Origin of the sequence: Pseudomonas sp. RA_105y_Pfl2_P56 (assembly GCF_963970845.1) — a bacterium.
Lineage (GTDB): Bacteria > Pseudomonadota > Gammaproteobacteria > Pseudomonadales > Pseudomonadaceae > Aquipseudomonas > Aquipseudomonas baetica_A.
Window position 1 is genome coordinate 87,148 of the sequence record NZ_CAXAPL010000012.1, and the last position, 23,182, is coordinate 110,329.

Sequence of the window (23,182 nt, forward strand, 5' to 3'; positions counted from 1 at the left end):
TCTCGATGCGTCGTTTACTCAGCCGAATTGCCGCGCTCATCAAGCCTGAGGCAAAGCCACTTTTTGCCGGATACAGGAGCCCAAGGGTTCTAAAACGAGCGTTATTTCCTGCCGTTTTTTACGTGTTTGAGTGACGCTGAAAAACAGCGCTATTACGCAAGATTCAATGCCAGCGCCGCGTGGATAGAACAACTGGAGTTGATGTACGGCGACGATTGATTCGTTCAGGCCCCCTCCCGTACTCGCCGCACCTGCACCCACAACGCCGGCGCAAAATGCAGCAGCACCATCCGCGCCAAGTGGTGAGTGAGGATAAACACCACGTTCAGCCCACCGGCAAACGCGACAATCGCAATCGTCTCGATCGCCCCCGGCATGTACGCCAGCCATAGCGACAACGGATCGCTGCCCAACCACCGCGCCGCTACCTCTGCAAACACCGCCGCCACCACAATCATCAACCCGACCGAGACCAGCGCCGTGCGGCCATGCAGGCCCAACTCCCTGACGCCCAACCCCTGAAACCGCGAGCCGATCCGCACACCGAGAATCAGTGCCGCCAGATTCAAGCTCCAGTCGGGCATGTGAAAACCGTGCAACCAGCCTGCTTTTACAAAGACTGCGGTGATGATGATCGCCGTGAGCATGAAGGGCGCCGGCACGCCGATCACCAGCAGCAATCGACCGAGCACGACGCTCAAGCCGATTACCGAGCAAACCGTCAACGCCATGCCGGTGATCAACGGATCGCTTTCAACAGCAGCCACCGACACCTGCCCCGGAATCAAAAAGCTCACCAACACCGTGATCAGCAGTAACCGCATCAGATGCACGATGATCACCTTGCTCGACGCCTTCTCCGACTCCAGCAGATCAAACACCGCCGCCAGCGCCCCCGGATACACCGCCAGCAGCGCATCGGTGCGATTCCACCCTGCCCCACGCGTCAGCCACCAACCGGCCAGGGCAATCTGCACCGTCAGGCACAGCAGCAACACGCCAAGGCTCGGCAACATGGTCGACGCCGTCGCACTGTCCCACGCTTCGAACATCAGCCCGGTGGCGATGCCCAGGGTGACCTGGATGTAGCCCAAACCATAAGGCGTTGCGGGTACGAAGCCTGATTTAGTGACGACCAGTGCCGTGACAAGGATCGAACCCAACAGCAAACCATGAGGCACACCGAGGGATTGCAACACCGCGCCAAAACCGGCGGCGACCAACAAACACAGAATGGATTTCATATTCGCCTTCCTGGCAATTCAACTGGCTTAAGCGCGCAACCGTCCAATCGCGCGCCGATACTTCTCGATCCGTTCCAGATCTTCCCAACTCGGCGAGGCAATTCGCGACAGGTCGCTATTCTCTTCCAGATCCGCCAGTTTCACCACCCGGCCAATCGGGTTCTGCGCCGCGCGATCGACAAAATCCTCATAGGACTCACCCGGTACTTTGGTTACCGACGCAATAGCCGTCAGCACCTCCTCGCTGAAGCCTTCCTTGCGCAAATCATCAAGGCTGATATCGCAATCCTCGACCACATCGTGCAGCACCGCGACGATGCGTTCTTCCAGCGTGGTCATGCGCAGCATTACCTTCAGCGGATGCAGAATGTACGGTGCCCCGCCCTTGTCCACCTGCCCGGTGTGCGCGGTGGCGGCGATGGCGATGGCGCGTTCGAGTGTCTGGGTCATGGGGATTTCCTCGGGTTAGACGCCGTAACGGCCGCCGACGTGGATGTTGCGTTTGAGCCAGCCGCCAATCGCTTTCAACCGACCGACCGGCTCGGCGTGTTGCTTGAGGATCATGCCAACTAACGTCGCCTGATCCGCACCAGGATGTGCATCGATCAACTCAGCGACCCAGGCACAATCAGCCTTCTTCAAATGCTCACGCCACTCACCGGGCCAGGCTTCCAGCTCATTAAGCGCCAACCAGCGCGCACCGCCCTGCCCACCATGCCCTCCGGCCGTCGACTGTTCGAAGCAGAAAGGCGTGGCCGCTCGGGACAGGTCGATGTTGAAAATGTAGACGTCGTGGGTTGGGTGCTGCGACGTGGGGGCGTTGTTGCGGCTGCCGATTTCGATCATGCGCGGATCCATCCGTGGCGGGGCGTTACAAACTGTTTCCTGCATACCATCACGGATTCACCTCGCCATGGCAAATCAAAAATAAGCCGAATCGGGACAATCAATGTCCGATCACGCTTAAAAATTTCCGCCCTGCACATAGGCCGTCCATGAACTTTTCTTTAAAATGATGTCAATGCGATATCACCATTTATCTTTGGTCATGCGGCATCACTCAGCGTCAGGTTGTTTCCTGACAATCATGGAAGTACCCCCGATGAGACTGATTCTCGTGATGTTATTGATGTTGAGCGGCTACGCGCACGCCGGTTGTGAAAACATCAAAGACGATGACCAACGCAACTATTGCAAGGCCAAGGAAGGCTGGGATGGCTGCCAGAACATCAAAAATGATGACATGCGCAACGCCTGCAAATCCGAAGCTGAAGGTAGCGATAGCTGTGGGAACATCCGCGACGATGATCAGCGCAATCTCTGCAAAGGCAAGAGAGGCATCGACAGCTGCACGAACATTCACGACGATGACCTGCGTAACTTGTGCAGGGCACAACAAGGTCGGGGTGGCTGCCAAAACATCAAAAACGATGACATGCGCAGAGACTGCAGAGCCACGACCAATGGCTGATGGGTGCCACCGACGCCACTGCCCCCAATAGTCGTTCCGGCCCGGTCATCTCGCGAGTAATGTTTGCCCGCCTCTGGCACGAGGCGGGCACTCGGGATTGACCGCTCGGTATACTCCCCCGCCATGCTTGCCCCGCATCACGCCTCAACCTGGAAAGGACACCGATGAGCAGTATTCCACTCTCCGAACAGATGGGCGCAATGGCCTTGGTCGATGAGTTGCGCCATCAGCAGAAACAGGTTCAGGAACACCTCGATCTGCCGCGACGCCGAGCCGAAATTGCCGAGCACATTCGCACCTATTACCAGAACCACAACATCGTGTTCGACGACAACCTGATCGAACAAGGCGTGCGTCAGGTGTTCGCGCGTCGTCTGCTGCTGGAAATGCCGCCCGTGGGTGCAATCGACACCTGGCTGATCAACTCGTTAGTCCGGCGCTCCGGTGTGATCAAAATGCTGCGAACCTCTGCCATGGTGCTATTGGTCATTGCCTTCGCGGTCTACAAATTCACCAGCCCGACGGTTTACAGTCCGGCCGAAGTGAGCGAGGTCAGCACCGACGCCGCGATTGTCCGCGATGATCGCAAAAAGCTGTTCCAGGAGGTGGACAAGCAGCGTGGCGCCGTAGAGGCCCTGGCTCGCAGGCTGGCCGAACAACCGGACCCGCAAGCGCGCCCGAAGCGCGCTGCCGGCTACTGCAGCAGTCGACCGCGTTCAACAGCATGGTCCGCGAGCAGATTGAAGGCATGGACATTTCCACGCGCTTCATGGACATCACTCAGCGCTTCAGCTCGATCCGTGAAGACGCTTCTGCCATGGCCGAATGGATGGACGACGGCCGCCTCGACACCCTGGAAAAACTCAAGCTGAGCTGGATGAACCTGCGCCGCGGATCGATTCCCAGCCGCTTCAATGACATCCGCGAGAGCTACTTGCAGGTGTGCAAATCGGCCAATGACCAGATTACCCGGGAAAGCGTGGTGCTTGAGGCGTACATGGATTTCCGGATGGCAATGAAAGCCGCCGAAGTCGACGCCCAGCAAGTTTTGGCAGTGGCCGGCAAGGCGCTAGAGCAACGCACTCAGGCGCTGAACGACGCCGGCGCTCAGGTCACCGCTGCCGACACCGCCGAGCCGGCCCGGCGCGCCAGCCTGGAGTTGCAACGCGATGAAGCCGTTCGCGCCCTGCAGGATGAAGACAAGCGCTACCAGATCGTCAAAGACATCGCCGATGACCTCAAGGTCGGGTACAACACCGCTGAAATGGTGTTTGCCCGGATCAATCAGGTGCATGTGATCAAGGAGCGCCAGTACCAGCGCATGGTCTCGTTCTTCTCCACCAACGAAGTGGTACTGACCGGCCTCGCCGTATCCTTCACCAGCAACAGCGGCCTGGCCGAAGCGACCCACACACTCAATGCCACCACCGAAGGCGTCAGCAAAGGGCTCGAGGCGTTGGGCTCTGCCGGCTATCAACAGATCGAAGCGGCGGTCAAAGCCAGCTACGGCTCGACCATCAGGGTCGATTCGGTTCGTGCACTTGCCGATGCGACCCTGAGCTTCCAGACCGAGATGCAAAGCCTGACCGACAGCTACCGTGCCGAATCAAGCAATGCCGCCCGTGACATTGCCGATGCAGTGGAAGATGCCAAGTGCAAGTTTGCAGCGCTGCTGAGCAAGGCTGTCTGACGTTTCCAATGCAAAAACGCCGATGCCCGCCGGGGCATCGGCGTTCATGTACGTCGCATGACGTTGAAGGTTTACGCACATGAAAAAGGGACACCATTGGGTGTCCCTTTTTTGCCTTTGGAGCAAACAGATCAGTCAACGTTTCATGGCTTCGCACTGGTTGCGCAGGTCCCCATTGCCGATGCTCGCACAGCTACTGCCCTGCTTCGCTTCGCAGAAGGCGCGCTGATCACGATCCCCGATGCTGGCACATGAACCGCCTTTCTCCGCTTCGCAGGCCGTACGCAAATCGTAATTGTCGATGGAATAACAACTAGCGCCCTTCTTGGCGTCGCAATAGGCGCGCTGGTCACGATCCTCGATACCAGCGCATGAACCGCCCTTCTCCGCTTCGCAGGCCGTGCGCAAATCGTAATTGTCGATGGAATAACAACTGCTGCCTTCCTGCGTGGCCTGGCAATAGTTGCGTTTAACAGGATCACTGATGCTGGCACAACTGGCAGAAACGTAACCGCTGAACATCAATAACATTGCAAGAATCAACTTCATCTCACACTTCCTTGGGTTGCCAGGAAACAGCCTGGCACTGGTTGATGCAATCAAAACCAGATCAGCGCTTCATGGCTTCGCACTGATTGCGCAGGTCAGAATCATGGATGCTCGAACACGTGCTGCCCTTCTTCGCCTCACAAAATGCACGCTGATCGCTGTCATGGATGCTGGAGCAGGTACTGCCTTTCTCAGCCTCACACATTGCGCGCAAATCCGAATCATGAATGCTGGAACATGTGCTGCCCTTTTTCGCCTCGCAGTAAGCACGCTGGTCGCTGTCGTGAATGCTCGAACAGGTACTGCCCTTCTCGGCTTCACAGGACGCTCGCAAATCACTATCCCGGATCGAGGAGCAGGTACTGCCTTCCTGCGTGGCCTGGCAATAGTTGCGTTGATCGCTGTCACTGATGCTGGAACAACTGGCAAACGTGTAACCGCTGAACATCAATAACATCGCAAAAATCAGTTTCATCTCACACTTCCCTGGGTTGCCAGGAATCAGCCTGGCACTGCTTGATCCATTCTCAATGAGCGTCGCGACACGCCATCAAATTGACATCGCTTTTTAGGAAAGTTCAAACAGGCAAATAAGATCCGCGCAGATTTTTGAGTCTGAAAAACGCGTAGGAAAACACCACCTGTGGCGAGGGAGCTTGCTCCCGCTGGGCTGCGAAGCAGACCCAAAACCGGCCAGTCCTTTTCTCCAGGTCCACCGCATGCGCCGGAATACGCCGACTGCGTCGCCGAGCGGGAGCAAGCTCCCTCGCCACAGGGTTGGGTTGGCGTCCTACAGGTCGGTTGTGGTGGCTGAAATGGCTGACTAGAGTGGTGTCGTCGCTAACTAAATTAGCGATAGGGTTTCGCAGCCCTTAAGATTGACACCTTGTTCCGTCAAGTTCGGCCGACTCCCGGCTGTCCACGTTTTATGGCGGTTGTGCGTGGGAGACCTCCGGGTCTGCCGGGTCATGGTGTTTATCCTCCGGTCTGCGAACCCACGCATAGCTGCCACCCTTTTGTTTCGCAGCACAATGGTGGCAATTCCTCTTTGCCAAGGATTAACACCATGACGACGCAAACACCGCTCCACCACTACGCGCACATGTCCCACCCCGCCACCGACCACCCTGTCCTCCTGATCGACGCCGATGCCCCATTGCGTGAACTCCACGCCTGCCTCGCCGAACGCCTCAACGCCGTCCTCAAATACCTTGACCTCATCGCCTGCACCAGCCTCCCCGATTACGCCGAACATGACATCAACACTGTGACCAACATCGCCAGGATCATGGTGCAGGACGTGAGTGATGTGTTTCGGGTAATCGAGCAGCGAGGTTTCGACGCGCCAGCCTGATAACCAACACATTGCCAAAGTGCCAACTTCATAAACGCCCGGTCATCCAACCAGCGATAACGTCGTTGGCACTTGGGAATAATCACCTCCTGACTTCCGCGCCCCTTGTAAGACGCGTCTGAACTTCACCAATAGCGAACCAGCGCCTCACTGTCCCGGCTTTAGTTGACGGTTACTCTTCAAACAAGAGTTTTCCAGTCAATAAGGCAGAGCTTCCATGGCCAACCACAGCTACATGAGCATTACCGGAAACCGTCAAGGCTTGATCTCCGCCGGTTGCTCCGACACAAACTCAATCGGCAACAAATGTCAGTTAGGCCACCTCGACGAAATCATGGTCCTGGCCTATTCCCACAACATGACCACCGGCAATAACGGCGGCGTCACTGCCGACCGTGGCAAGCACTTGCCGATCATGATCACCAAGAACATCGACAAATCCTCACCACTACTGTCCGCCGCACTTCATGAGCGTGAAGTGCTGGACTGCACCCTCTTCTTCTACCGAACCTCACCCGCTGGAACACAGGACAAGTACTTCAAAATCCACATTGCCGGCGCAAAAATCGCCCACATCAACCTCCAGGTTCCCCACGCCATCCACTTGAACGACGCACAGCCTCAAGAATTGGTGTCATTTACTTATCGCGAAATCAGTTGGACACACCTACAGGCGGGCACGTGTGGTTTTAGCCGTTGGGGAAATGAAGATGAATGAGGATTCGTGTGACATCAACGACGTTACCCATGCCGCTTCAGACCTTATTGCCTTTGGGTGCCATTTAGGCGCAACCCAATTGTACGACAGCTTCGCGCAACTAAGATTTAGCGAGATTGTTGTTGGTTTTGCGAATGAAGTTATCGGGGCAGTTAATGATGGCATTGTTAGTGCCAAGCAAGGGTTGCAAGCACTTAAAGAGGAACACGCCGACTTATCAAATAAAATATTGTTCTACGCCCAGAACGGTGTGGGTGCTGCGGCGGGGATTATGCAGATTCAAACAGGCGCTATCGTAATTGCGAGCACGCGCGGTGGAGCCATGCCATTAGGTGTACTTTATTATGCGCATGGCGCAAACAACGTTTATGAAGGGGTAGGAAATATCTACAATGGCCCGACCGAGCCAGCGTTAGTGGGACCTATCCGAAAAGGTTACCAAGCTATTTCTGGCGACACTTCCACCGGAAATACACGCTATTACCTTGTAGACCTCAGCCTTTCGGGAATAGGAGTTTTTTTTCCTGTCCGCAAGACTGGCTCGATAGAGCTTTTCAACCGAGACCCCTTAAATTATGAGCGCGCATTTAAAAGCGCGGGAAAGCTAGCACTTTCACTTGAAATACTGGCCGACATGATTACGATCAAAAATATCAAAGACGCCCCAGACACCAAATAGTATTCAGACAGATTTCATTGAACGTTTATGGAGAAAAATGTAGGCAATCACAAATCCCGAAACCCCAACAATTCCGCGATAAAAGTTTGAAAACATGGGCGACTCGCCAACGACAAGATCATACATCTGAATAGCTACCTCCGCGCAGAACATAGAAGACATGAAGCTAAAACAACAGACAACCAGCCACGGGGTTTTCCGAATAAGAAAAGGGCGCTGAAGAACTTTAAGAATCAATTCGAAAAACAAATAACGAAAATTCAAAATCAACAAGAAAACAAATAACACAGCCCTGACAATACACCCGACAAATTCATCTAGCTGGAGCATTTTTTCAAATTCATACACCAACAATACTGCATAAAAAGCCGAAATAGCGAAACTTGCGAAACACAGCTTTATAACAACATACACCTTTACTAAAATCCCCATCAACAAGAACCACCTTAGTCTATATTGCTAGCATTCAGAATGCACAACCCACACTTTGATCCCAAAAGCACAAAAAACGTCTAACAATATACATACTCACAAACCATCGAGCGCCACACAAAAAACATCATCACTACACACTCATACTTTCCTTACACCGCTATGCGAATCATCCTACGAAATTTTCCTAGCGCCTAAAAAAGCCCTAAAAAACAAATAAACCCTAATAAGGGCCACCCATAAAAATCGATACACGAGCAAAAAAAATCCGACACCCAAACAGGTATCGGATCATTCAAAACTCACAAAAATTGAACACTTACACCAATCAAAAGTTAGCAGGCGTATTCGCACTAATTATCTCAGCCTCATCCGCCCCGATATTCCGGAACTTATGCGGCAACGTCGTCGGAAAGTAATACCCATCCCCGGCATTCAAAACACTCACCGACCCATCCACCGTCAACTCAACAGTCCCGCGCGTAACAAGCCCACACTCTTCACCTTCCGCGTGAACAATCGGCTCTTCCCCGGAGCTCGCGCCCGGTGCGTATTGCTCGCGCAGCAGGCGCATCTGGCGGCTTGGGACCGAGGCTCCGATCAGCAGCAGGCGCAGGCCGTGGCGGCCGAGGTCGGGTTGTTCGTTGGCGCGGAAGACGTATTGGTGTTCGCGTGGGGGCTGGTCGAAGGTGAAGAAGTCGGCCAGGGACATCGGGATGCCTTCGAGCAGCTTTTTCAGTGAGCTGACGGAAGGACTGACGCGATTCTGTTCGATCAGGGAGATGGTGGCATTGGTCACGCCGCTACGCCGGGCCAGCTCGCGCTGGGAGAGTTTGTAGCTTTCGCGTACTAGTTTGAGTCGAGAACCCGTATCCATGACTGCCTTATGTGAGAACGACTTAAGGGCGATGGGGGTGGGTGGCGGGTGCCGCGCAGGTCGCGCGGATCACGTTGCTCCCGTGTCCCGGAACCGTGAAAGGCGGCTATTAAATCACGTTTGGTGGTGTTGCTCAGCAGGTTCGATGGATGGTGGGGAAATCGCTACAACGTGCTGATCGTCGGTTTCACCATCGCCGCCGCCCTGGTGCCGGTGCTCGCGCCCACCCTGTTCAAACAATTACTCGAATGGTCGCAGCCGTTCCTGCACAGCAGCGTGGTCATCGCCTGCCTGGTGTCGGTGCTGCTCAATGCCGCGCTCAATGGCGTCAGCGCGCCCGAAACCACCGCCGGTAAATCTGCCTCGCACATCCTCTGACTGGAGCCTGCCCATGACTCAACTTCAGAACATTCTGATTAAAAATCCGCTCGCGGTGATGACCGGTCTGCGCGGCCCGCGTGCCCTACCCGCGTTTGAACCGGTTCACGCCGCAGTTGGCGAGGATCGCTGCAAGGTCAGGCATGGTCGAGTTGCTGCTCCACTACCTTTATCACGCCCACTGCAGCACCGAGACCGGTGACTTGCTGTTCGATCTGGCAGATGAGTTCGGTCTACGCTTTGTGCTGTGCCGAGGCGGTGCACTGGAGTCAGCCAGCGCTCATCCGGGCCTCTCGAAAACCGCGCTGCAACCGGAAAGCCTTGAGCAAATGGTCGGCGACATCGAGCGACTGAGATCGCTGTATCACCAGAACACGCCGGATGCGATGCGCCGTGTGGTGATCGCGCCAACTACGCCGACTTTCTCGCTGCCACCGACCTTGCTGCGTGAACTGGCCCATACCGCACGCGGGCTCGGTTTGCACCTGCACACGCACTTGTCCGAAACGCAGAACTACGTGAATTTCTGCCGCGAAAAATACAACTGCCTGCCCGTAGAGTTCGTCGCCGAACACGAATGGCTCGGCCCCGACGTCTGGTTTGCCCACGCCGTGCACCTGCAACCCGGCGAAATCCGCCTGCTCGCGCAGACCGGCACTGGCATATCCCACTGCCCGGTGAGCAATGCGCGCCTCGGTAGCGGCGTCGCACCCGTGGTGGCGGGCGAACCGATCACGGTGAAATACAGCCTGGTCGGCGGCCGTGTGGTGGTGATGGACAACGGCGTGATTCCGGGGCTGGATATCGAACACATGCGCACGGAGGCGTGGGAAGGCGTGCAGCAGTTGATGAATGTTGACGATTGGCCTTGTGCCCACCGAGTAATCCTGTAGGAGCTGGCTTGCCAGCGATGGCGGACTGTCAGTCAAAGCAATGTCAACTGACCCACCGCTATCGCTGGCAAGCCAGCTCCCAAAAAAGCAGGTGCATTAGCCGCTTCCCGATTTCTCGACTAAAGTTACTCCCGCATCGGACAGAGCCCCTGCCAGCCACACCGGGCTCTTGATCAAGGAGAGACTGATGACATCGCGCCCCAACTTCGAACAGACCTACCGCACCTGGTCCAGCCCGATCCTGCTGGAACTGAAAAAACGCGAACACCAGATGGCGCCGGTCGAGCGTCAGGCACTTGAGAATGTATTAGTGGAAAGAAGGTTGCTGGACATTGGCAACCCCGACGGTATTGAGCGCCGTCAGGGCAAGTCAGGATCGTGAATCTGCCAGGTGTGAGGCGCAGCATTTAAGCACGATTGGCGCAGCACACCTGTGGCCGTCATTTGAAGCGCATGGCTCAGATCGGAGAAATTGTCGCGAGCAGGCCGATCAGAATGGTCAGTACCAAAAATCCACCCAGAAAAAACGCCATCTTGTTCATGTTGCTCTCCTCAATGCTGAGTTTGCGGTGCACTGGACGCTTCGGGATGAAGGACTGTCGCGAGTGACCGAACTGCCGGGGCATTTTGAGCGGATGACTGAGCTGGTTACAGAGGCAGATAAAGCAGAAAAATACGGATCAGATGAAGATCTGATCCGTTTGAGCGATTAACCGACATTCAGATCGGCACACAAAGGTCCCGTTTCGTCATGGTTGATCTAGAGTCATTGCCGTCGCATGAAGAACAACAAAAATCCAGGAGTGCAAATGACTGACCTGAACTTGCAACCCAATGTCGCCGAATCCCTGCGAAGTTGGCACGAGATGATTCGCACCGGCGACTTGAGTGCGCTGCCCGGACTGCTTGATCCGCAAGCCGTGTTCCGCTCGCCGATGGCGCACACGCCCTACCCCGGCGCACCGGTGGTGGCGATGATTCTCAACACAGTGTTCGAGGTGTTCGAAGACTTTGAATATCACCGAGAACTGGCGACCGCGGATGGGCTGAACGTGATTCTGGAGTTCAGTGCCAAGGTTGGCGCTAAAGAGCTCAAAGGCATCGACATGATTCGTTTCGATGAACACGGGAAGATTGTCGAGTTTGAAGTGATGGTGCGACCGTTGAGTGGGTTGCAGGCGTTGGGCGAAGAGATGGGACGGCGGGTTGGGGCGTATCTGGCAACCGCAAAAGCCTGAGCACACAACAACCCGGCGGCAGTTAAAGGTTTGGACCACAAAAAAACCCACTGACCGTCGCCGGTTCAGTGGGCTTTGTGTGTCAGGGTTCTAGTTACAGAGCCATGTCACGTGCAGCGTTTTCCTTCGGTGCAGCAGCCTTGTCAGCGGCAGCCTCTGCAGCCGGAGCCACAGCCTGACCGATCACTGGAGGCGTCGGCAGTTCGAGGATCTTGGCGGTGTAAGCCCACTCTGCAGCCACTTTGGCTGGATCGCTGTTCAGCTGAGTGCCGTAGCTTGGAACGATCTGGTGCAGCTTGGTTTGCCATTCTGGGGTGGCGACTTTGTCTTTGAAGACTTTCTGCAGCACGCTCAACATGATCGGTGCAGCGGTCGACGCGCCTGGCGATGCGCCCAGCAGGCCGGCGATGGAGCCGTCTTGTGCAGCAACGATTTCGGTGCCCAGTTTCAGCACGCCGCCAGCGGCTTCATCACGCTTGATGATTTGCACGCGTTGGCCGGCTTGCCACAGGCGCCAGTCTTCGGCTTTGGCGTTCGGGAAGTATTCCTTCAGCGAGTTCATGCGGTCTTCATCCGACAGCATCAGTTGGCCAGCAAGGTACTCGACCAGCGGGTATTCCTTGATGCCGACCTTGGTCATCGGCCAGATGTTGTGGGTCGTGGTGCTGGTCAGCAGGTCCAGGTACGAACCTTCTTTCAGGAACTTGGTGCTGAAGGTGGCGAACGGGCCAAACAGCAGGACGCGTTTGCCGTCCAGGACACGGGTGTCCAGGTGCGGCACGGACATTGGCGGAGAGCCAACCGACGCTTTACCGTAGGCCTTGGCCAAGTGTTGCTCGGCGATGGTCGGGTTTTCAGTCACGAGGAACGAACCACCCACCGGGAAGCCGCCATACTCCTTGGCTTCTGGAATGCCCGACTTCTGCAGCAGGTGCAGTGCACCACCGCCGGCGCCGATGAACACGAATTTGGCGTCGGTTTCGGTTTTGGTGCCGTCTTTCAGGTTTTTGTAGCTGACGCGCCAGGTGCCATCGGCATTCTTGGTAATGTCCTCGACTTCGCTCGACAGTTTCAGATCGAAGTTAGGCTTGGTCTGCAGGTGCGCAGCGAACTGGCGGGTGATTTCACCGAAGTTCATGTCGGTACCCAGCGGGCTCCAGGTGGCCGCGATTTTCTGGTTCGGGTCACGCCCTTCCATCATCAGCGGGACCCACTTCTTGATCACAGCCGGGTCTTCGGAGTACTGCATGCCGGCGAACAGCGGGCTCGCTTGCAGGGCTTCGTAGCGCTTTTTCAGGAACTTGATGTTGTCATCGCCCCACACGAAGCTCATGTGCGGCGTGGTGTTGATGAACGAACGAGGGTTCTTCAGAACACCTTGCTGAACCTGCCAGGCCCAGAACTGACGGGAGATCTGGAACGCTTCGTTGATCTCGACCGCTTTGGGAATCACTACTTTGCCGGTTTCATCTTCCGGGGTGTAGTTCAGCTCAGCCAGAGCCGAGTGACCGGTACCGGCGTTGTTCCAGCCGTTGGAGCTTTCCAGGGCGACGCCGTCAAGACGCTCGACCATTTCCATCGACCAGCTTGGTTCCAGCTCGTTGATCCACACACCCAGCGTGGTGCTCATGATGCCGCCGCCGATCAACAGCACATCAACTTTCTTTGCCTCTTCCGCCTGAGCGGACGACAGCCCCATCGACAAAGCCAGCCCTAGCAAGGCTGTGTTCACTTTCTTAAACATCCGTTGCACCTATGATAAAACGCCTTCCGCCCGCCGCTGTTATCTGCATGCGATCCGCTTTGATGACGCTCAGGCTGGCGTCGCAGATTCCGGCACACTTCAATTTTGACGGGTGGGCACACAAGGCCGACATGCTGCATCGACCTCAGTTAATGTCCCTTCTGAACTGACTTTTTATCATTATTGGCTTCAGCTACTTGAGCGACAGGGATTCCGTCAGCTCGCCCGAAGGCAAGCAAACTGAATAAGGTCAAACCAAGTTGGCGCGCAGAATATCACGTCAGGGCAAACCCGGGCGTCTGTTCCTGACTTGATAGTCTTTTGCGCTCAGGGACTTATCGGCCGTCTGATACTGAACATGACACCGGTGAGGGCCAGTGATTGTGGGTGGGGCGCGGGCGTTCAGGTGTTGATGTTGTGAATACGCCCGTGTTGACACAGCAAAACCCTGTGGGAGCGGGCTTGCCCGCGAGGGCGTCAGTCCAGCCACCTCACGGGCAGGGCTCTACCCCACTGTCATAACCGAAACCGATCCACCGACTGCGCCAATTGTCCCGCCAGCGTCGACAGTTCATCCGTGGTGTCGGCGGTTTGCCCGATCACCCGGCTATTGCCCTCGGACATTCCCGCAATCATTTCCACTTGATGGGCAATCTCATTGCTGGCCTGGCTTTGCTCGCCAATGGTGCGGGTTATGTCGTTGACCAGTTGCGTGGTGCTCAACGTCGCCTCAAGGATCTCGCGGATCGCGCGCTCGACATCGGCCGTCACCGCCATCCCCTTATCGACCTGAGCCACACCGGCCTCCATGCTGCTGACCGCCTCACGGGTGCTGTGCTGGATGCGCGCAACCATTGTGGCGATTTCCTGGGTGGAGGCGCTGGTCCGGGCAGCAAGGTTGCGCACTTCGTCAGCCACCACCGCAAAGCCCCTGCCCTGTTCGCCTGCCCGAGCGGCTTCGATTGCGGCGTTGAGCGCCAACAGATTGGTCTGATCGGCAATACTCTTGATCACCTGGATGATATTGAAGATGCCCTCGGAGTCCTGATCCAGGGTGCGGATGACCTGCGCCGACTGCTGCGCAGAGCGGGCGATGTCGTCCATGTCACTGACCACTTGATGAATCACACCACCCCCCTCCTTGGCCAGGGCTTCGGCCTGATTGGCCATGCCCAGTGCGCGTTGGGCATGGCGAGTGATTTCCTCGATGCTTGCGGTCATCTGGCTGGCCGCTGCGGCCATGGTCCCCGCGGCGACACTTTGTTGCTGGCTGCTGTCGGCGACCTGATGACAGCCGTGGCTCAACTTCGCGCTCATGCCGCTGACGCCGTGGGCGTTGCGCCGCACGACATCGATCATGTCGCGTAGATCCCGCTGCATGGTCGCCAGCGTTCGGATCAAGGCACTGGCCTCGTCCTTGCCGGTCGGTTCGGCAATCGGTTCGCTGAGGTTGCCGTGGGCGATACTTTCGGCGATGCGGCTGGCGGATTTCAGTGGCCCCGTGATGCTCAACATCACCCAGCGCCCCTGCACCAGCAGCAACAACAGACTGGCAACCAGCACCGCTGCGAGCGCGAGATTGGCGTTGCGGATCGCCGCCTCGGTGCCCTCGGCGGTCTGCCGGGTATTGGTTTCGATCAGCTCGCTTAAAGCCGCCATTTGCGTTTCGAGCTGACTGAACGCCGTGTTGAACGTCCCGAGTTCCTGCTGCGCCGCATCCGGGCTGTCGAGCGCCAACCCGACAATCCGCTCACCCGCGTTGATGTACGTATCGAGACTCGGTTTGACCTGCTCCAGTGCGCTACGCAGGGTCGGGTTGATCGGCAATTTGAGGTTCTCATCGAGCACCTCACGAAAATGCCCGGCATGTTCATTGATCGAATCGCGCACTTCGGCCGCCGTGTCGGCACTTTTGCCCAACCCCACCAGCATTGCCGAATAGACATCGGCGCGCAGAGCGTCGTGCATCATGTCGGCCTCCATGTGGTTACGCAGCGCACTCATGCTGACGGCATTGTCGCTGACCGCCGACGCCATTCGCAGGTTGCCGATGTAACTGACCAGACTCACGATCAAGGCTGTCAGCAGGCTGGTCGCAATCAGCAACACCAAACGCAGTTTGATCGACACTTTCCAGTCCTCCCCGGGCACGCGTAAATGCGCTCGTCAGGGTTTGAGTTAAGCCTATTTGCGCGCGAATGCAGCCAGCACGCTGCCAACTGACGAGGCCGATGAAAAACACTGGCAAACGCTCAGGATTGTTCACCGCACGGAACTCCCTCCCACTGCGCCCCTCTCACACTATGTAGTACTTCCCTTTTGCTTCGCGCTTGTGGAGGAATACCGTCATGCGCAAGTCAGTCCTCATTTCTTCTTTACTTTTGTGCCTGCCCGTCGGTTCGGCGCTGGCCCGCGTTGATGCGGGTGATGTCGCCACCTCGGCAGGTGTCTCCGCGTCGCTGTACTCGACCTTCAAGGATCACAAAATGGTGATTCCGGCCCGTGACGACTTGTCTGCATTTGTCGCCAGTGGCGGGGCCATTCGTGGGGTTTATCTTGAGTCGGTGCTGCAACAGGTTCGCCAGGACAATCCAGGCATCAACGCCAGCGATGAAGACCTCGCCAACGCGATTCTGGTGCATTACGAAGGCCTGAATCAGTAGCTGCCAGGGATGAAACGGCCGATGGATGGCACCTGACAGCGCATAGGCAAAATTGTCCGCCGGCCTCTATGATGGAGGCCATGACGACTTCTGCGCCTTTGCGCTCACCCTGCCCGCCCGGCGCCTGCATTTGCGGGCGCGATCCGTTGCTGGAGACGCCCGGCTCGGATTTGCGCATCCTGCGCCTGACCCGCGAGGAAGAAAAACGCTTGCTCGCGCGTCTGGAAAGGCTCAAAGACCTTGCCGATCTAAAGCACCTGCAACAACGCATGTATGAGCAACTGGGTATCCGCGTCGAGGTCGTGCCCGGTTTCAACGAAGTGCGGACCATGCGCGGCATCGCCATTCACATCGATGAATTACCCGGCCTGTGCCGCAAGACCCGGCAGGCAATCCCGGCGGCGATTCGCCGGGGGTTGGAGAATCACCCGCAAATCGCTTTCGAACTGCTCAACGCCCACGACTTGCTGCGCGACACCTGATCGTTGCTTCATGCCGCCCCGTTTATGCATCTGGGCGGGACCGGATTTGGCTTTGGTCTATTGATTGTGCGTCAGGCCACACCCTTGGCCTGCTGCTCCAGGTGCACCTGCAAATCGGGATCGATCTGCAACGCCGCCGCCAGTTCGTCCAGATAACGGCGTTCGGCGTCTTGCTGATCGTCCACCAGCATCACGCTGGCCAGGTACATTTCGGCGGCCACTGCCGGATCGCCCTGCGCTGACTGGGCCACTTCAGCGGCATCCAGTGGTTTGGCGACTTCGGCATCCAGCCATTGCTGCAATTGCGGATCATCGGTGTGTTTGCCGATTTCGCTGCGGATCATTCGTTTTTCAGCTTCGTCGATGCGCCCGTCAGCCTTGGCTGCCGCGATCAGTGCGCGGAGCACGGCATGGCTGTGCTCTTCAATGTCTGGCCCGGCGAGCAGGTTGGCCGTTTGTGGCGTTTGTGATGGCGCGGCGCTGGCCTGGCTGCGTTGCCAGGCTTGATACGCCTGGTACGCCATCATCCCCAGCGACGCCAGCGCAGCGTAACGGGTGCCGCCGGAACGGCTTTGAGTACCGCCCCCTGCACCCAGCGCGCCACCCAATGCGCCGCCCAAACCACCAGCGCCACCGCTCCCCAGCAAGCCACCGAGCAAACCGCCCAACCCGCCAAGCCCACCGGCCGCTGAGCCTGCGCGGGTACCCGAGGAGTCCGCGCCGCCAAGCAGACCGCCCAGCAACCCACCGAGGCCACCCAGACCATCATCGGCCGAGGTGCCACTTTGTTGTCCCGCCGAGGCTCGGCCTCGCAGCAGTTGTTCAAGCAAATCACTGGTGTTCATGACGTCGTCCTCAGGCATAGGGATTGACTGCGTCTGGCAACGATAGACCGCTGCGGCCATTGCGCCAACACCGTTGGGCTGCTGCCAAATACGCTGGCAGATTTCGCCCGCGTATTTTTTCCGCGGCCAGCTAAGATTCAAGGAGGGTGAACCTTATCCCGGCCAGACCGGTCGATAGCTGCAACCCCGACCCGGTTTGCCGGCGCCCTTTGCCCGAGGGTGGTACCCGGCTTGCTTCACTTTCTGGAGAACGCCCCCGTGATATCGACCGTCCACCTTGCCAGGCTCAAGGCCTGGGGCGCCCATGGTTTTACCGCGACCGGCGTGGTCACCGCGTTCCTGGCCACCCTTGCGCTGCTGGAAAATCAGCCAACCCATTGCCTGATGTGGCTGGGTGTGGCGCTGATCGTCGACGGCCTCGACGGCGCGCTCGCACGCAAGGTCAATGTGCAATCAGTGTTGCCCAGCTTCGACGGTTCGATCCTTGACCTGGTGATCGATTACCTGACGTACGTCTTCATTCCGGCACTGTTTATCTATCGCTATATTCCCCTGCCCGATTACACGCTGCTGCTGACGGTGTCGCTGATTCTGGTGTCGTCGCTGTTCTGTTTCTGCAACGTCAACATGAAGAGCAAGGACAACTATTTCGTCGGTTTCCCCGCCGCGTGGAATGTGGTTGCTCTGTGCCTTTACATAATCGGCCCCGGCCCGTGGATCACCTTGGTGACCGTGATCGGTCTGGCGCTGCTGACGGTGACGCGGATGAAATTCCTGCACCCGTTTCGCGTACGCCGGTTCATGCCGATCAACATTGCGGTGACGGCAATCTGGCTGCTGTGCAGCCTGTCACTGGTGCTCAATCACCCGGTGATCAATCCGATGGTGATGGCTTTGTGGCTGCTGATGTCGGCTTACTTTCTGGGGATCTGTATCTGGCGGACGGCGCTGGAGTGGCTGGATCGATCCCCTGTGAAATAAGCCATTGCACACGGTGGGCGCGGGCTTGCCCGCGGATGTGGTGGGTCAGTCCAAGATGTTTCGACTGATTTACCGTATTCGCAAGCAAGCACGCTCCCACAGGGGAAGTCGCTTGAACGCGGACTAGCGTTTGGTAATGACCACTTCCAGATACTCACTCGGCACCACCAGCGAGTCCTCCCCCGCCCGATTCGACCGGTTGAGCAAATCCGCCAGATCACTCTCCAGCGCCTGACAGCTTTGCGGCGGCAGCGCTGCGAACGCTTTGTGCATCGGCCCATACCAATGGCGAAAGATGTCGATGAAGTGCGCCGCCGAGCGATAGCGAAAATTGAAGGTTCGGCGAGTCACCTGCACCACAAAATCGTGATCATCGAAGTGCTGGTGCAGCCACGCCTCCGTGCCCCAGTTTGACGGCGACTGGGCAATCGCTGGCGGTGGCAGATGGCGGCCCAGGGTTTTGAACATTTGGCCAACGAAGCCTTCCGGCGTCCAGTTCGCCAGGCCGATCCGCCCGCCCCGGCAACAGACCCGCGCCAGTTCGGCGCCGGCCTTGGCTTGATCAGGAGCGAACATGACCCCGAATGTCGACAGCACCGCGGCAAAACTGCCGTCGGCGAACGGCAATGCTTCAGCGTCGGCCACCTCAAACGTCACCTCCAGATGCTCGGCCCGGGCGCGATCCTGTCCACGTTCAAGCAGTGCCGCGACGTAATCGGTCGAGGTCACCAGACAGCCCCGGCGTGCCGCCGCCAGCGTCGCATTGCCGTTGCCGGCAGCAACATCCAGCACGGCTTCATCGCAGCGCAGGTCGCAGGCCTCAGCGAGGTTCTCGCCAACGATTTGCAACGTGGTGCCGATCACGGCGTAATCACCACTGGCCCAAGCGACTTTTTGGCGTTCCTTCAAAGCAGTCAGATCAATCGGGCTACCCATGAAGTCGAACTCCGCTAGAAGTGAGTACCGGCATCATTCGGCGGTGGTCGGGTCGATAACCGTCACTACCCGCGCCACGCTGTTGGCCGGGAATCCACCGAGCCTGGCGTGCTCGCGCACCTGTGCTTCATCGGGGGCGATGTACACGCAGTAGATTTTGTCGGCCGTGACATAGCTTTGCAGCCACTGCACCTGAGGCCCGAGTTCGCGCAACGCCTGACAGGACGTTTGCGACACGGCTTTGAGTTCTTGCTCCGACAGCTTACCGGCCCCTGGAATCTCGCGTTCAATCACGAATTTCGGCATGGCAACCTCGCGTTCTTATTGTTGTTCGGATTCATTGGCAGGGCCTACAGCCGCCCGGCTCGACTACTATCGCGCCGAGCCTGTCCGACGTCTTTGCCGATCGTCCGGCAAGCCAGCAAAACAGGGGCTTTGCCGATGAGTGGTGGGAATCTGTCAAGGCATTGAAACACCTTCGGCCTTGCCAGCATTCAAGGATCGGTTTCTGATGCTCAATCACCTTCGCAATGGACTGAAGCGATGTCACGGCGTCTCGATTGGCTAGCTCGGCACCTGCATCACCGCGCCACCTTTCCTGAAGGCCAAGGCAACGGTGACGAGGCCTGCCTGATCGCCCTCGACGGTGAACGTCTGGGTGGCGGTGCGGCACAAACTTACCGGGAGGCACCATGACACTGCTGGAATCCGTCACCCAAGTGTGTACACGTCTGGCGCCAGGTGGCTGGCATTCGCTGATGCTGGCGCATGGCCTGGATATTCTCGCCGTGCCGCTGGATGCCGAACTGAAAAAACCACTGACCGTCGACCGCTCGCTGGCCGGCTTTGCGGATTTCTCCTCTGGCGGCAGTCGTGCGATTGAAGCTGCGGCACCGGCCCGCAGCCTGCTTTATCACGCACTGGCCTCGCCACAAGTCACGCTCGACGAAACCGGAAAAGCGCTGCAGATTTTTCCAACCGCAGGCGAAGTTGAGAGCGTTCTGGACTATGTCTACGGCATCCGCCCGCCAACACTCGATGACCTGCAACAGCGGGCTCAGGGTGCGCCATTGGCGCTAGTCGCGTTTGCCAGTGAATATCGCTGCGCTGGCGACACCGTCAAAGGCGAGCATGCAGACCTGTGCTTCTCTCGCACGGGCATTGCCCGTGTGGGCACCGACCCCGCGCTTTATGACGCCAGATTGCGCAGCTTTATGCCTTCCGTGCATGAAGACGCACATGGCATCCGGGTAATGCCTGTACGCTACAGCGCCTACATCGCCATGCAACTCAAGGGCGACGCCGAGCGCTTCGGGCCGATGGACTTCCAGGCGGATGTCGACCCCGGGCTGGACTTCTGGGTGCCGTTGCACAAGGTATTCAATGGCCCGGAGTGTCTGGCCGACATGGATTTGACGTTGAGGCTGGACAACCATCAGATCAACGAAAAACTGCGGCACATTCATTTGCGTCACACCGGCACCGGTTGGCAGGAACCCGAGATCAGTCGGCCGCCCTTTGTCATCACCGAGGGGCTGGCCGACTGGGCGAACACCACGGATCTGGGATCCGGCCTGCTGCTGCCACAGGTCAGGCCCCGACTGGTCGAGCCGGTCGAATTTGAGGGGCAGCCGCTGTCCTTTCTGCTGCCGCCCAACACCTCCGGCATGGTGCATGGTCGTCACAAGGTCGAAGCGGACGGCAGCATCGTCGACCTGAACGACCACGAAGGTGTGGAAGAACGGGTTCGTCTGGGCGGGTATCAAGCACTGCACTACCACGACGGTACGGCGGATGGCTGGGTTCGAGCGCGATGCGAGGTTCTCGAGAAGCTTTTGCCAACGGTGGCGGCGTATTCGGTGATCGGCCCTCCGGATTTTTTCCCGCTGTGCACCCAGCGCAAGCTGTTGCACTGGGCGGATGAGCAACCCGTCTTCCCCGCACCGGATATCTGGCACGCTCGACTGGAGGCGTTATCCAACGTCCGTTACTGCGCCAATCTGGACTTGAAAGACCAGGTGTTCTCACCGCTGGACCGCGGTGTTACGGCGATTGTTGCCCTGCCGACTGAAACAGGGTCTTCGCACCCGCGCCAGACAGCGTCCGCCGTCTCGCGCCCAACCTCGCTGCCCGATGGCGCGGCCGGGGTTTTCGGCCCTGGATGGGAAGTAGGCTGGGTTCGCCAGCGTGGCGCGGACGATGCCTGGATCAACATCCTCGCCGGTTATCAGATGGCGAGCCCTTTTCCCGAAGACGCCAAAATCTGTGCGGCTCTGGGCTCTTTCTGGCCAGGGGTGGCGCCAGATTCGGCGCGTATCTTCGAGCCGCGCTCAAGCCTGCACACCGTTATCCCACTGACCGATCAGGAAATCGGCCAGGAGGGTGGCATGGCCTGGGATAACCAGCCACCCCCCCGGCTGATACCGCACGAGGATCGTGTGATCGTTCAGTACCGTGCCTACGCCCATGCCGATTACACACAAGTGGCCCTCGATCACCGCTTCTGCGTGCAACAGACCGGCAGCACCTCACAATCGGCGTATGAAAACCGCGTACTGTCGATGTATCGGGTGTACACCGTGCTCGGCGCCGCCAATGACAAACCGCTGCGCAACAGGTGGCCGGTGTTGTCCTTCCTCGAAGTAAAGCAGCCCAATGGCGAAGTGGACGCCGCGCAGCAGCAAACCGGCATCACGCTTCACGGCTGGATTCATCGCTACTTGATGTTTGAACGCGGCGCTATCTGGACGCCGGAAGGTGACTTCAAGTTGCGCAATGTCGAGGTCAAGCAGCAGGTGACTTTCCTCGTCAGCGCCGAAGCAATCCTGATCAAGCGCGAAGACACGCCATGGCAGATTGCTGTTGAAATGCTTTGATGTGGTAGTGGTCGGCGCCGGCCCTGCTGGATGTGCCGCAGCAATCAGTTGCGCCCAGCGCGGCTTGCGTGTGGCACTGATCGAACGTCAGCGCTTCCCAAGGTTTCGCCCCGGTGAGAGACTGCACCCGGGCATTGAACCGCTTCTGCAACAACTGGGCGTGAATACGCTGTTGTTACATCAGCAAGCCATGCGCTTTGCCGGCCACTGGGTGCAATGGAACGGGCCGGCGCGTTTCCACGCTTTGGGTAGCGATGAACACGGTCCATGGCGGGGTTTTCAAATGGCCAGAGCGCAACTGGATGCGACATTGTTGCGCCAGGCCGAAGAGCTCGGGGTGACTGTGCACCAACCATGTCAGGCCCGGCACGTCCTCAAACAGGACAATCGCATCGTTGGGCTGACTACCACTCACGGGCCGTTTTCTACCTCCTGCCTGATCGATGCCAGCGGAGCAGCGAGTTGGTTGAGTCGCCAGCTCCACCTCAAAACCCAAGTGTGTTCACCGCCAATGGTGGCTCGCTACGGCTATCTGCAAGGCTGTATCGCGCCTTATGAAACCGCGCCGCACTTGCTGGCCCATGCCACAGGCTGGACATGGATTGCGCAAGTCCAGAAACAACGGCTGCACTGGACACACCTGGACTTCGAAACACCCCGTTCAGCCCCACAAAAAGACGTTAGCCGAATGCTTCCCCAGGCACTGCAAACACTGCCACCTATCGGCCCGATTCGCGGTGCCGACGTGACCTGGCGGATCAGCACCGCAGCGGCCGGCACCGGATATTTCATGGTGGGCGATGCCGCCAGCGTGCTCGATCCGGCCTCTTCACATGGCGTACTCAAAGCCTTGATGACGGGCATGCAGGCAGCGCAAGCCGTGTTCGATTGCCTTCGCCAACCGGCGTTGCAAGCATCGGCGCAAACGCACTATTGCCAATGGCTGAACCATTGGTTCGAACGTGACAGTGAACAACTCCGCCATTTCTACCGCCAACACCCGTACCCTCCCCGGTGGTTGACCGAGACCTGAATCAGGCGACGTCGGTCACTGCCCTCACCCCAACCATTAACCGACCTGTTTGTTCAGTGTCAGTCTCGCAAACGCAGCTAGACTCAAACAGTACCCAGT

General features: G+C 57.9%; 27 protein-coding genes and 2 pseudogenes. 15 read left to right on the plus strand and 14 right to left on the minus strand.

Annotation, left to right across the window (positions count from 1 at the left end; translation table 11 throughout):
* Positions 1 to 224: 224 nt before the first annotated feature.
* The 4 genes from AACY11_RS10825 to AACY11_RS10840 all read right to left on the minus strand — a co-directional run bounded on the left by AACY11_RS10825 (position 225) and on the right by AACY11_RS10840 (position 2,607).
* Positions 225 to 1,244 (minus strand): AbrB family transcriptional regulator, encoded by a 1,020-nt coding sequence (locus AACY11_RS10825; protein WP_339433244.1) that lies wholly within the window; start codon positions 1,242 to 1,244, stop codon positions 225 to 227.
* A gap of 27 nt (positions 1,245 to 1,271) precedes the next feature.
* The gene (locus AACY11_RS10830) at positions 1,272 to 1,694 is read right to left on the minus strand and encodes an HD domain-containing protein (protein WP_339433245.1); all 423 of its coding nucleotides are present in this window, start codon (positions 1,692 to 1,694) and stop codon (positions 1,272 to 1,274) included.
* Positions 1,695 to 1,709: 15 nt separating this feature from the next.
* Positions 1,710 to 2,090, minus strand: coding sequence for a hypothetical protein (locus AACY11_RS10835; protein ID WP_339494717.1), 381 nt, complete (start codon positions 2,088 to 2,090; stop codon positions 1,710 to 1,712).
* 277 nt (positions 2,091 to 2,367) lie between these two features.
* Positions 2,368 to 2,607, minus strand: coding sequence for a hypothetical protein (locus AACY11_RS10840; RefSeq protein WP_339433246.1), 240 nt, complete (start codon positions 2,605 to 2,607; stop codon positions 2,368 to 2,370).
* Between the two features lie 272 nt (positions 2,608 to 2,879).
* On the opposite strand from AACY11_RS10840, the gene AACY11_RS10845 reads away from it, so the two are divergent.
* Positions 2,880 to 3,587, plus strand: a complete 708-nt coding sequence (locus AACY11_RS10845) for a DUF6384 family protein (RefSeq protein WP_339494718.1) — start codon at positions 2,880 to 2,882, stop codon at positions 3,585 to 3,587.
* 953 nt (positions 3,588 to 4,540) lie between these two features.
* On the opposite strand, the gene AACY11_RS10850 is transcribed toward AACY11_RS10845, so the two are convergent.
* Both AACY11_RS10850 and AACY11_RS10855 read right to left on the minus strand, forming a co-directional pair.
* Entirely contained in the window at positions 4,541 to 4,954 is a 414-nt protein-coding gene (locus AACY11_RS10850; protein ID WP_339433251.1) for a hypothetical protein, read from the minus strand.
* A 61-nt stretch (positions 4,955 to 5,015) separates the two neighbouring features.
* Positions 5,016 to 5,429: a hypothetical protein gene (locus tag AACY11_RS10855; protein WP_064588035.1), complete on the minus strand. Its 414-nt coding sequence runs from the start codon at positions 5,427 to 5,429 to the stop codon at positions 5,016 to 5,018.
* Positions 5,430 to 6,020: 591 nt separating this feature from the next.
* Between AACY11_RS10855 and AACY11_RS10860 the strand changes: the two genes are divergently transcribed.
* From AACY11_RS10860 to AACY11_RS10870, 3 genes are all read left to right on the plus strand, one after another.
* Positions 6,021 to 6,308 (plus strand): fructose-bisphosphate aldolase, encoded by a 288-nt coding sequence (locus AACY11_RS10860; RefSeq protein ID WP_221733884.1) that lies wholly within the window; start codon positions 6,021 to 6,023, stop codon positions 6,306 to 6,308.
* 217 nt (positions 6,309 to 6,525) lie between these two features.
* Positions 6,526 to 7,026 (plus strand): Hcp family type VI secretion system effector, encoded by a 501-nt coding sequence (locus AACY11_RS10865; protein ID WP_221733885.1) that lies wholly within the window; start codon positions 6,526 to 6,528, stop codon positions 7,024 to 7,026.
* On the plus strand, positions 7,019 to 7,705 hold the full coding sequence (locus tag AACY11_RS10870; protein WP_339494720.1) for a DUF4225 domain-containing protein: 687 nt from the start codon (positions 7,019 to 7,021) through the stop codon (positions 7,703 to 7,705). The genes AACY11_RS10865 and AACY11_RS10870 overlap by 8 nt, the downstream gene beginning before the upstream one ends.
* 3 nt (positions 7,706 to 7,708) lie before the next feature.
* Here the strand turns inward: AACY11_RS10870 and AACY11_RS10875 are convergent, their stop codons facing one another.
* Both AACY11_RS10875 and AACY11_RS10880 read right to left on the minus strand, forming a co-directional pair.
* A complete protein-coding gene (locus AACY11_RS10875) occupies positions 7,709 to 8,137 on the minus strand; it encodes a hypothetical protein (RefSeq protein ID WP_339494721.1) in 429 nt (142 codons plus the stop codon).
* A 328-nt stretch (positions 8,138 to 8,465) separates the two neighbouring features.
* On the minus strand, positions 8,466 to 9,014 hold the full coding sequence (locus tag AACY11_RS10880) for a cupin domain-containing protein (protein WP_007950154.1): 549 nt from the start codon (positions 9,012 to 9,014) through the stop codon (positions 8,466 to 8,468).
* Between the two features lie 129 nt (positions 9,015 to 9,143).
* On the opposite strand from AACY11_RS10880, the gene AACY11_RS10885 reads away from it, so the two are divergent.
* From AACY11_RS10885 to AACY11_RS10905, 5 genes and pseudogenes are all read left to right on the plus strand, one after another.
* Positions 9,144 to 9,392 carry a hypothetical protein gene (locus tag AACY11_RS10885; protein WP_339494722.1) on the plus strand — a complete coding sequence of 83 codons (249 nt, stop codon included), beginning with the start codon at positions 9,144 to 9,146 and terminating at the stop codon, positions 9,390 to 9,392.
* 74 nt (positions 9,393 to 9,466) lie between these two features.
* A pseudogene (locus AACY11_RS10890) lies at positions 9,467 to 10,285 on the plus strand (amidohydrolase family protein); the annotation flags it as partial.
* A gap of 187 nt (positions 10,286 to 10,472) precedes the next feature.
* Positions 10,473 to 10,667, plus strand: a complete 195-nt coding sequence (locus AACY11_RS10895) for a hypothetical protein (protein ID WP_221733894.1) — start codon at positions 10,473 to 10,475, stop codon at positions 10,665 to 10,667.
* Entirely contained in the window at positions 10,618 to 10,998 is a 381-nt protein-coding gene (locus AACY11_RS10900) for a hypothetical protein (protein WP_339494723.1), read from the plus strand. The genes AACY11_RS10895 and AACY11_RS10900 overlap by 50 nt, the downstream gene beginning before the upstream one ends.
* A gap of 96 nt (positions 10,999 to 11,094) precedes the next feature.
* Positions 11,095 to 11,523, plus strand: coding sequence for a nuclear transport factor 2 family protein (locus AACY11_RS10905; RefSeq protein ID WP_339433907.1), 429 nt, complete (start codon positions 11,095 to 11,097; stop codon positions 11,521 to 11,523).
* A gap of 94 nt (positions 11,524 to 11,617) precedes the next feature.
* On the opposite strand, the gene mqo is transcribed toward AACY11_RS10905, so the two are convergent.
* From mqo to AACY11_RS28360, 3 genes and pseudogenes are all read right to left on the minus strand, one after another.
* Positions 11,618 to 13,267, minus strand: coding sequence for a malate dehydrogenase (quinone) (gene mqo / locus AACY11_RS10910; protein ID WP_339433908.1), 1,650 nt, complete (start codon positions 13,265 to 13,267; stop codon positions 11,618 to 11,620).
* 516 nt (positions 13,268 to 13,783) lie between these two features.
* Positions 13,784 to 14,647 carry a methyl-accepting chemotaxis protein gene (locus AACY11_RS28355; RefSeq protein ID WP_401158763.1) on the minus strand — a complete coding sequence of 288 codons (864 nt, stop codon included), beginning with the start codon at positions 14,645 to 14,647 and terminating at the stop codon, positions 13,784 to 13,786.
* Positions 14,639 to 15,418 (minus strand): annotated as a pseudogene (locus tag AACY11_RS28360) (MCP four helix bundle domain-containing protein); the annotation flags it as partial. The pseudogene AACY11_RS28360 and the gene AACY11_RS28355, both read right to left, overlap by 9 nt.
* A 197-nt stretch (positions 15,419 to 15,615) precedes the next feature.
* Here AACY11_RS28360 and AACY11_RS10920 point away from each other — a divergent pair.
* Together AACY11_RS10920 and AACY11_RS10925 are read left to right on the plus strand one after the other, a co-directional pair.
* A complete protein-coding gene (locus tag AACY11_RS10920; protein WP_221733806.1) occupies positions 15,616 to 15,930 on the plus strand; it encodes a DUF2388 domain-containing protein in 315 nt (104 codons plus the stop codon).
* 80 nt (positions 15,931 to 16,010) lie between these two features.
* Complete coding sequence (locus AACY11_RS10925) at positions 16,011 to 16,412, plus strand: hypothetical protein (protein WP_339494726.1); 402 nt, start codon at positions 16,011 to 16,013, stop codon at positions 16,410 to 16,412.
* Between the two features lie 71 nt (positions 16,413 to 16,483).
* Here the strand turns inward: AACY11_RS10925 and AACY11_RS10930 are convergent, their stop codons facing one another.
* The gene (locus tag AACY11_RS10930) at positions 16,484 to 17,257 is read right to left on the minus strand and encodes a tellurite resistance TerB family protein (RefSeq protein ID WP_339494728.1); all 774 of its coding nucleotides are present in this window, start codon (positions 17,255 to 17,257) and stop codon (positions 16,484 to 16,486) included.
* Between the two features lie 258 nt (positions 17,258 to 17,515).
* Between AACY11_RS10930 and pcsA the strand changes: the two genes are divergently transcribed.
* Positions 17,516 to 18,238, plus strand: coding sequence for a phosphatidylcholine synthase (pcsA, locus tag AACY11_RS10935; protein WP_221733809.1), 723 nt, complete (start codon positions 17,516 to 17,518; stop codon positions 18,236 to 18,238).
* Between the two features lie 123 nt (positions 18,239 to 18,361).
* Here pcsA and AACY11_RS10940 read toward each other — a convergent pair whose 3' ends face one another.
* Together AACY11_RS10940 and AACY11_RS10945 are read right to left on the minus strand one after the other, a co-directional pair.
* Positions 18,362 to 19,174 carry a class I SAM-dependent methyltransferase gene (locus tag AACY11_RS10940; RefSeq protein WP_339494729.1) on the minus strand — a complete coding sequence of 271 codons (813 nt, stop codon included), beginning with the start codon at positions 19,172 to 19,174 and terminating at the stop codon, positions 18,362 to 18,364.
* A 33-nt stretch (positions 19,175 to 19,207) separates the two neighbouring features.
* The gene (locus tag AACY11_RS10945) at positions 19,208 to 19,480 is read right to left on the minus strand and encodes a DUF4242 domain-containing protein (protein ID WP_064120013.1); all 273 of its coding nucleotides are present in this window, start codon (positions 19,478 to 19,480) and stop codon (positions 19,208 to 19,210) included.
* 237 nt (positions 19,481 to 19,717) lie between these two features.
* On the opposite strand from AACY11_RS10945, the gene AACY11_RS10950 reads away from it, so the two are divergent.
* The 3 genes from AACY11_RS10950 to AACY11_RS10960 are packed head-to-tail and all read left to right on the plus strand — an operon-like array spanning position 19,718 to position 23,083.
* On the plus strand, positions 19,718 to 19,870 hold the full coding sequence (locus tag AACY11_RS10950) for a hypothetical protein (RefSeq protein ID WP_339466589.1): 153 nt from the start codon (positions 19,718 to 19,720) through the stop codon (positions 19,868 to 19,870).
* On the plus strand, positions 19,867 to 22,050 hold the full coding sequence (locus AACY11_RS10955; protein WP_339494730.1) for a hypothetical protein: 2,184 nt from the start codon (positions 19,867 to 19,869) through the stop codon (positions 22,048 to 22,050). Before AACY11_RS10950 ends, AACY11_RS10955 begins: the two co-directional genes overlap by 4 nt.
* Positions 22,037 to 23,083, plus strand: a complete 1,047-nt coding sequence (locus AACY11_RS10960; protein ID WP_339494731.1) for an NAD(P)/FAD-dependent oxidoreductase — start codon at positions 22,037 to 22,039, stop codon at positions 23,081 to 23,083. Before AACY11_RS10955 ends, AACY11_RS10960 begins: the two co-directional genes overlap by 14 nt.
* Positions 23,084 to 23,182 lie beyond the last annotated feature (99 nt).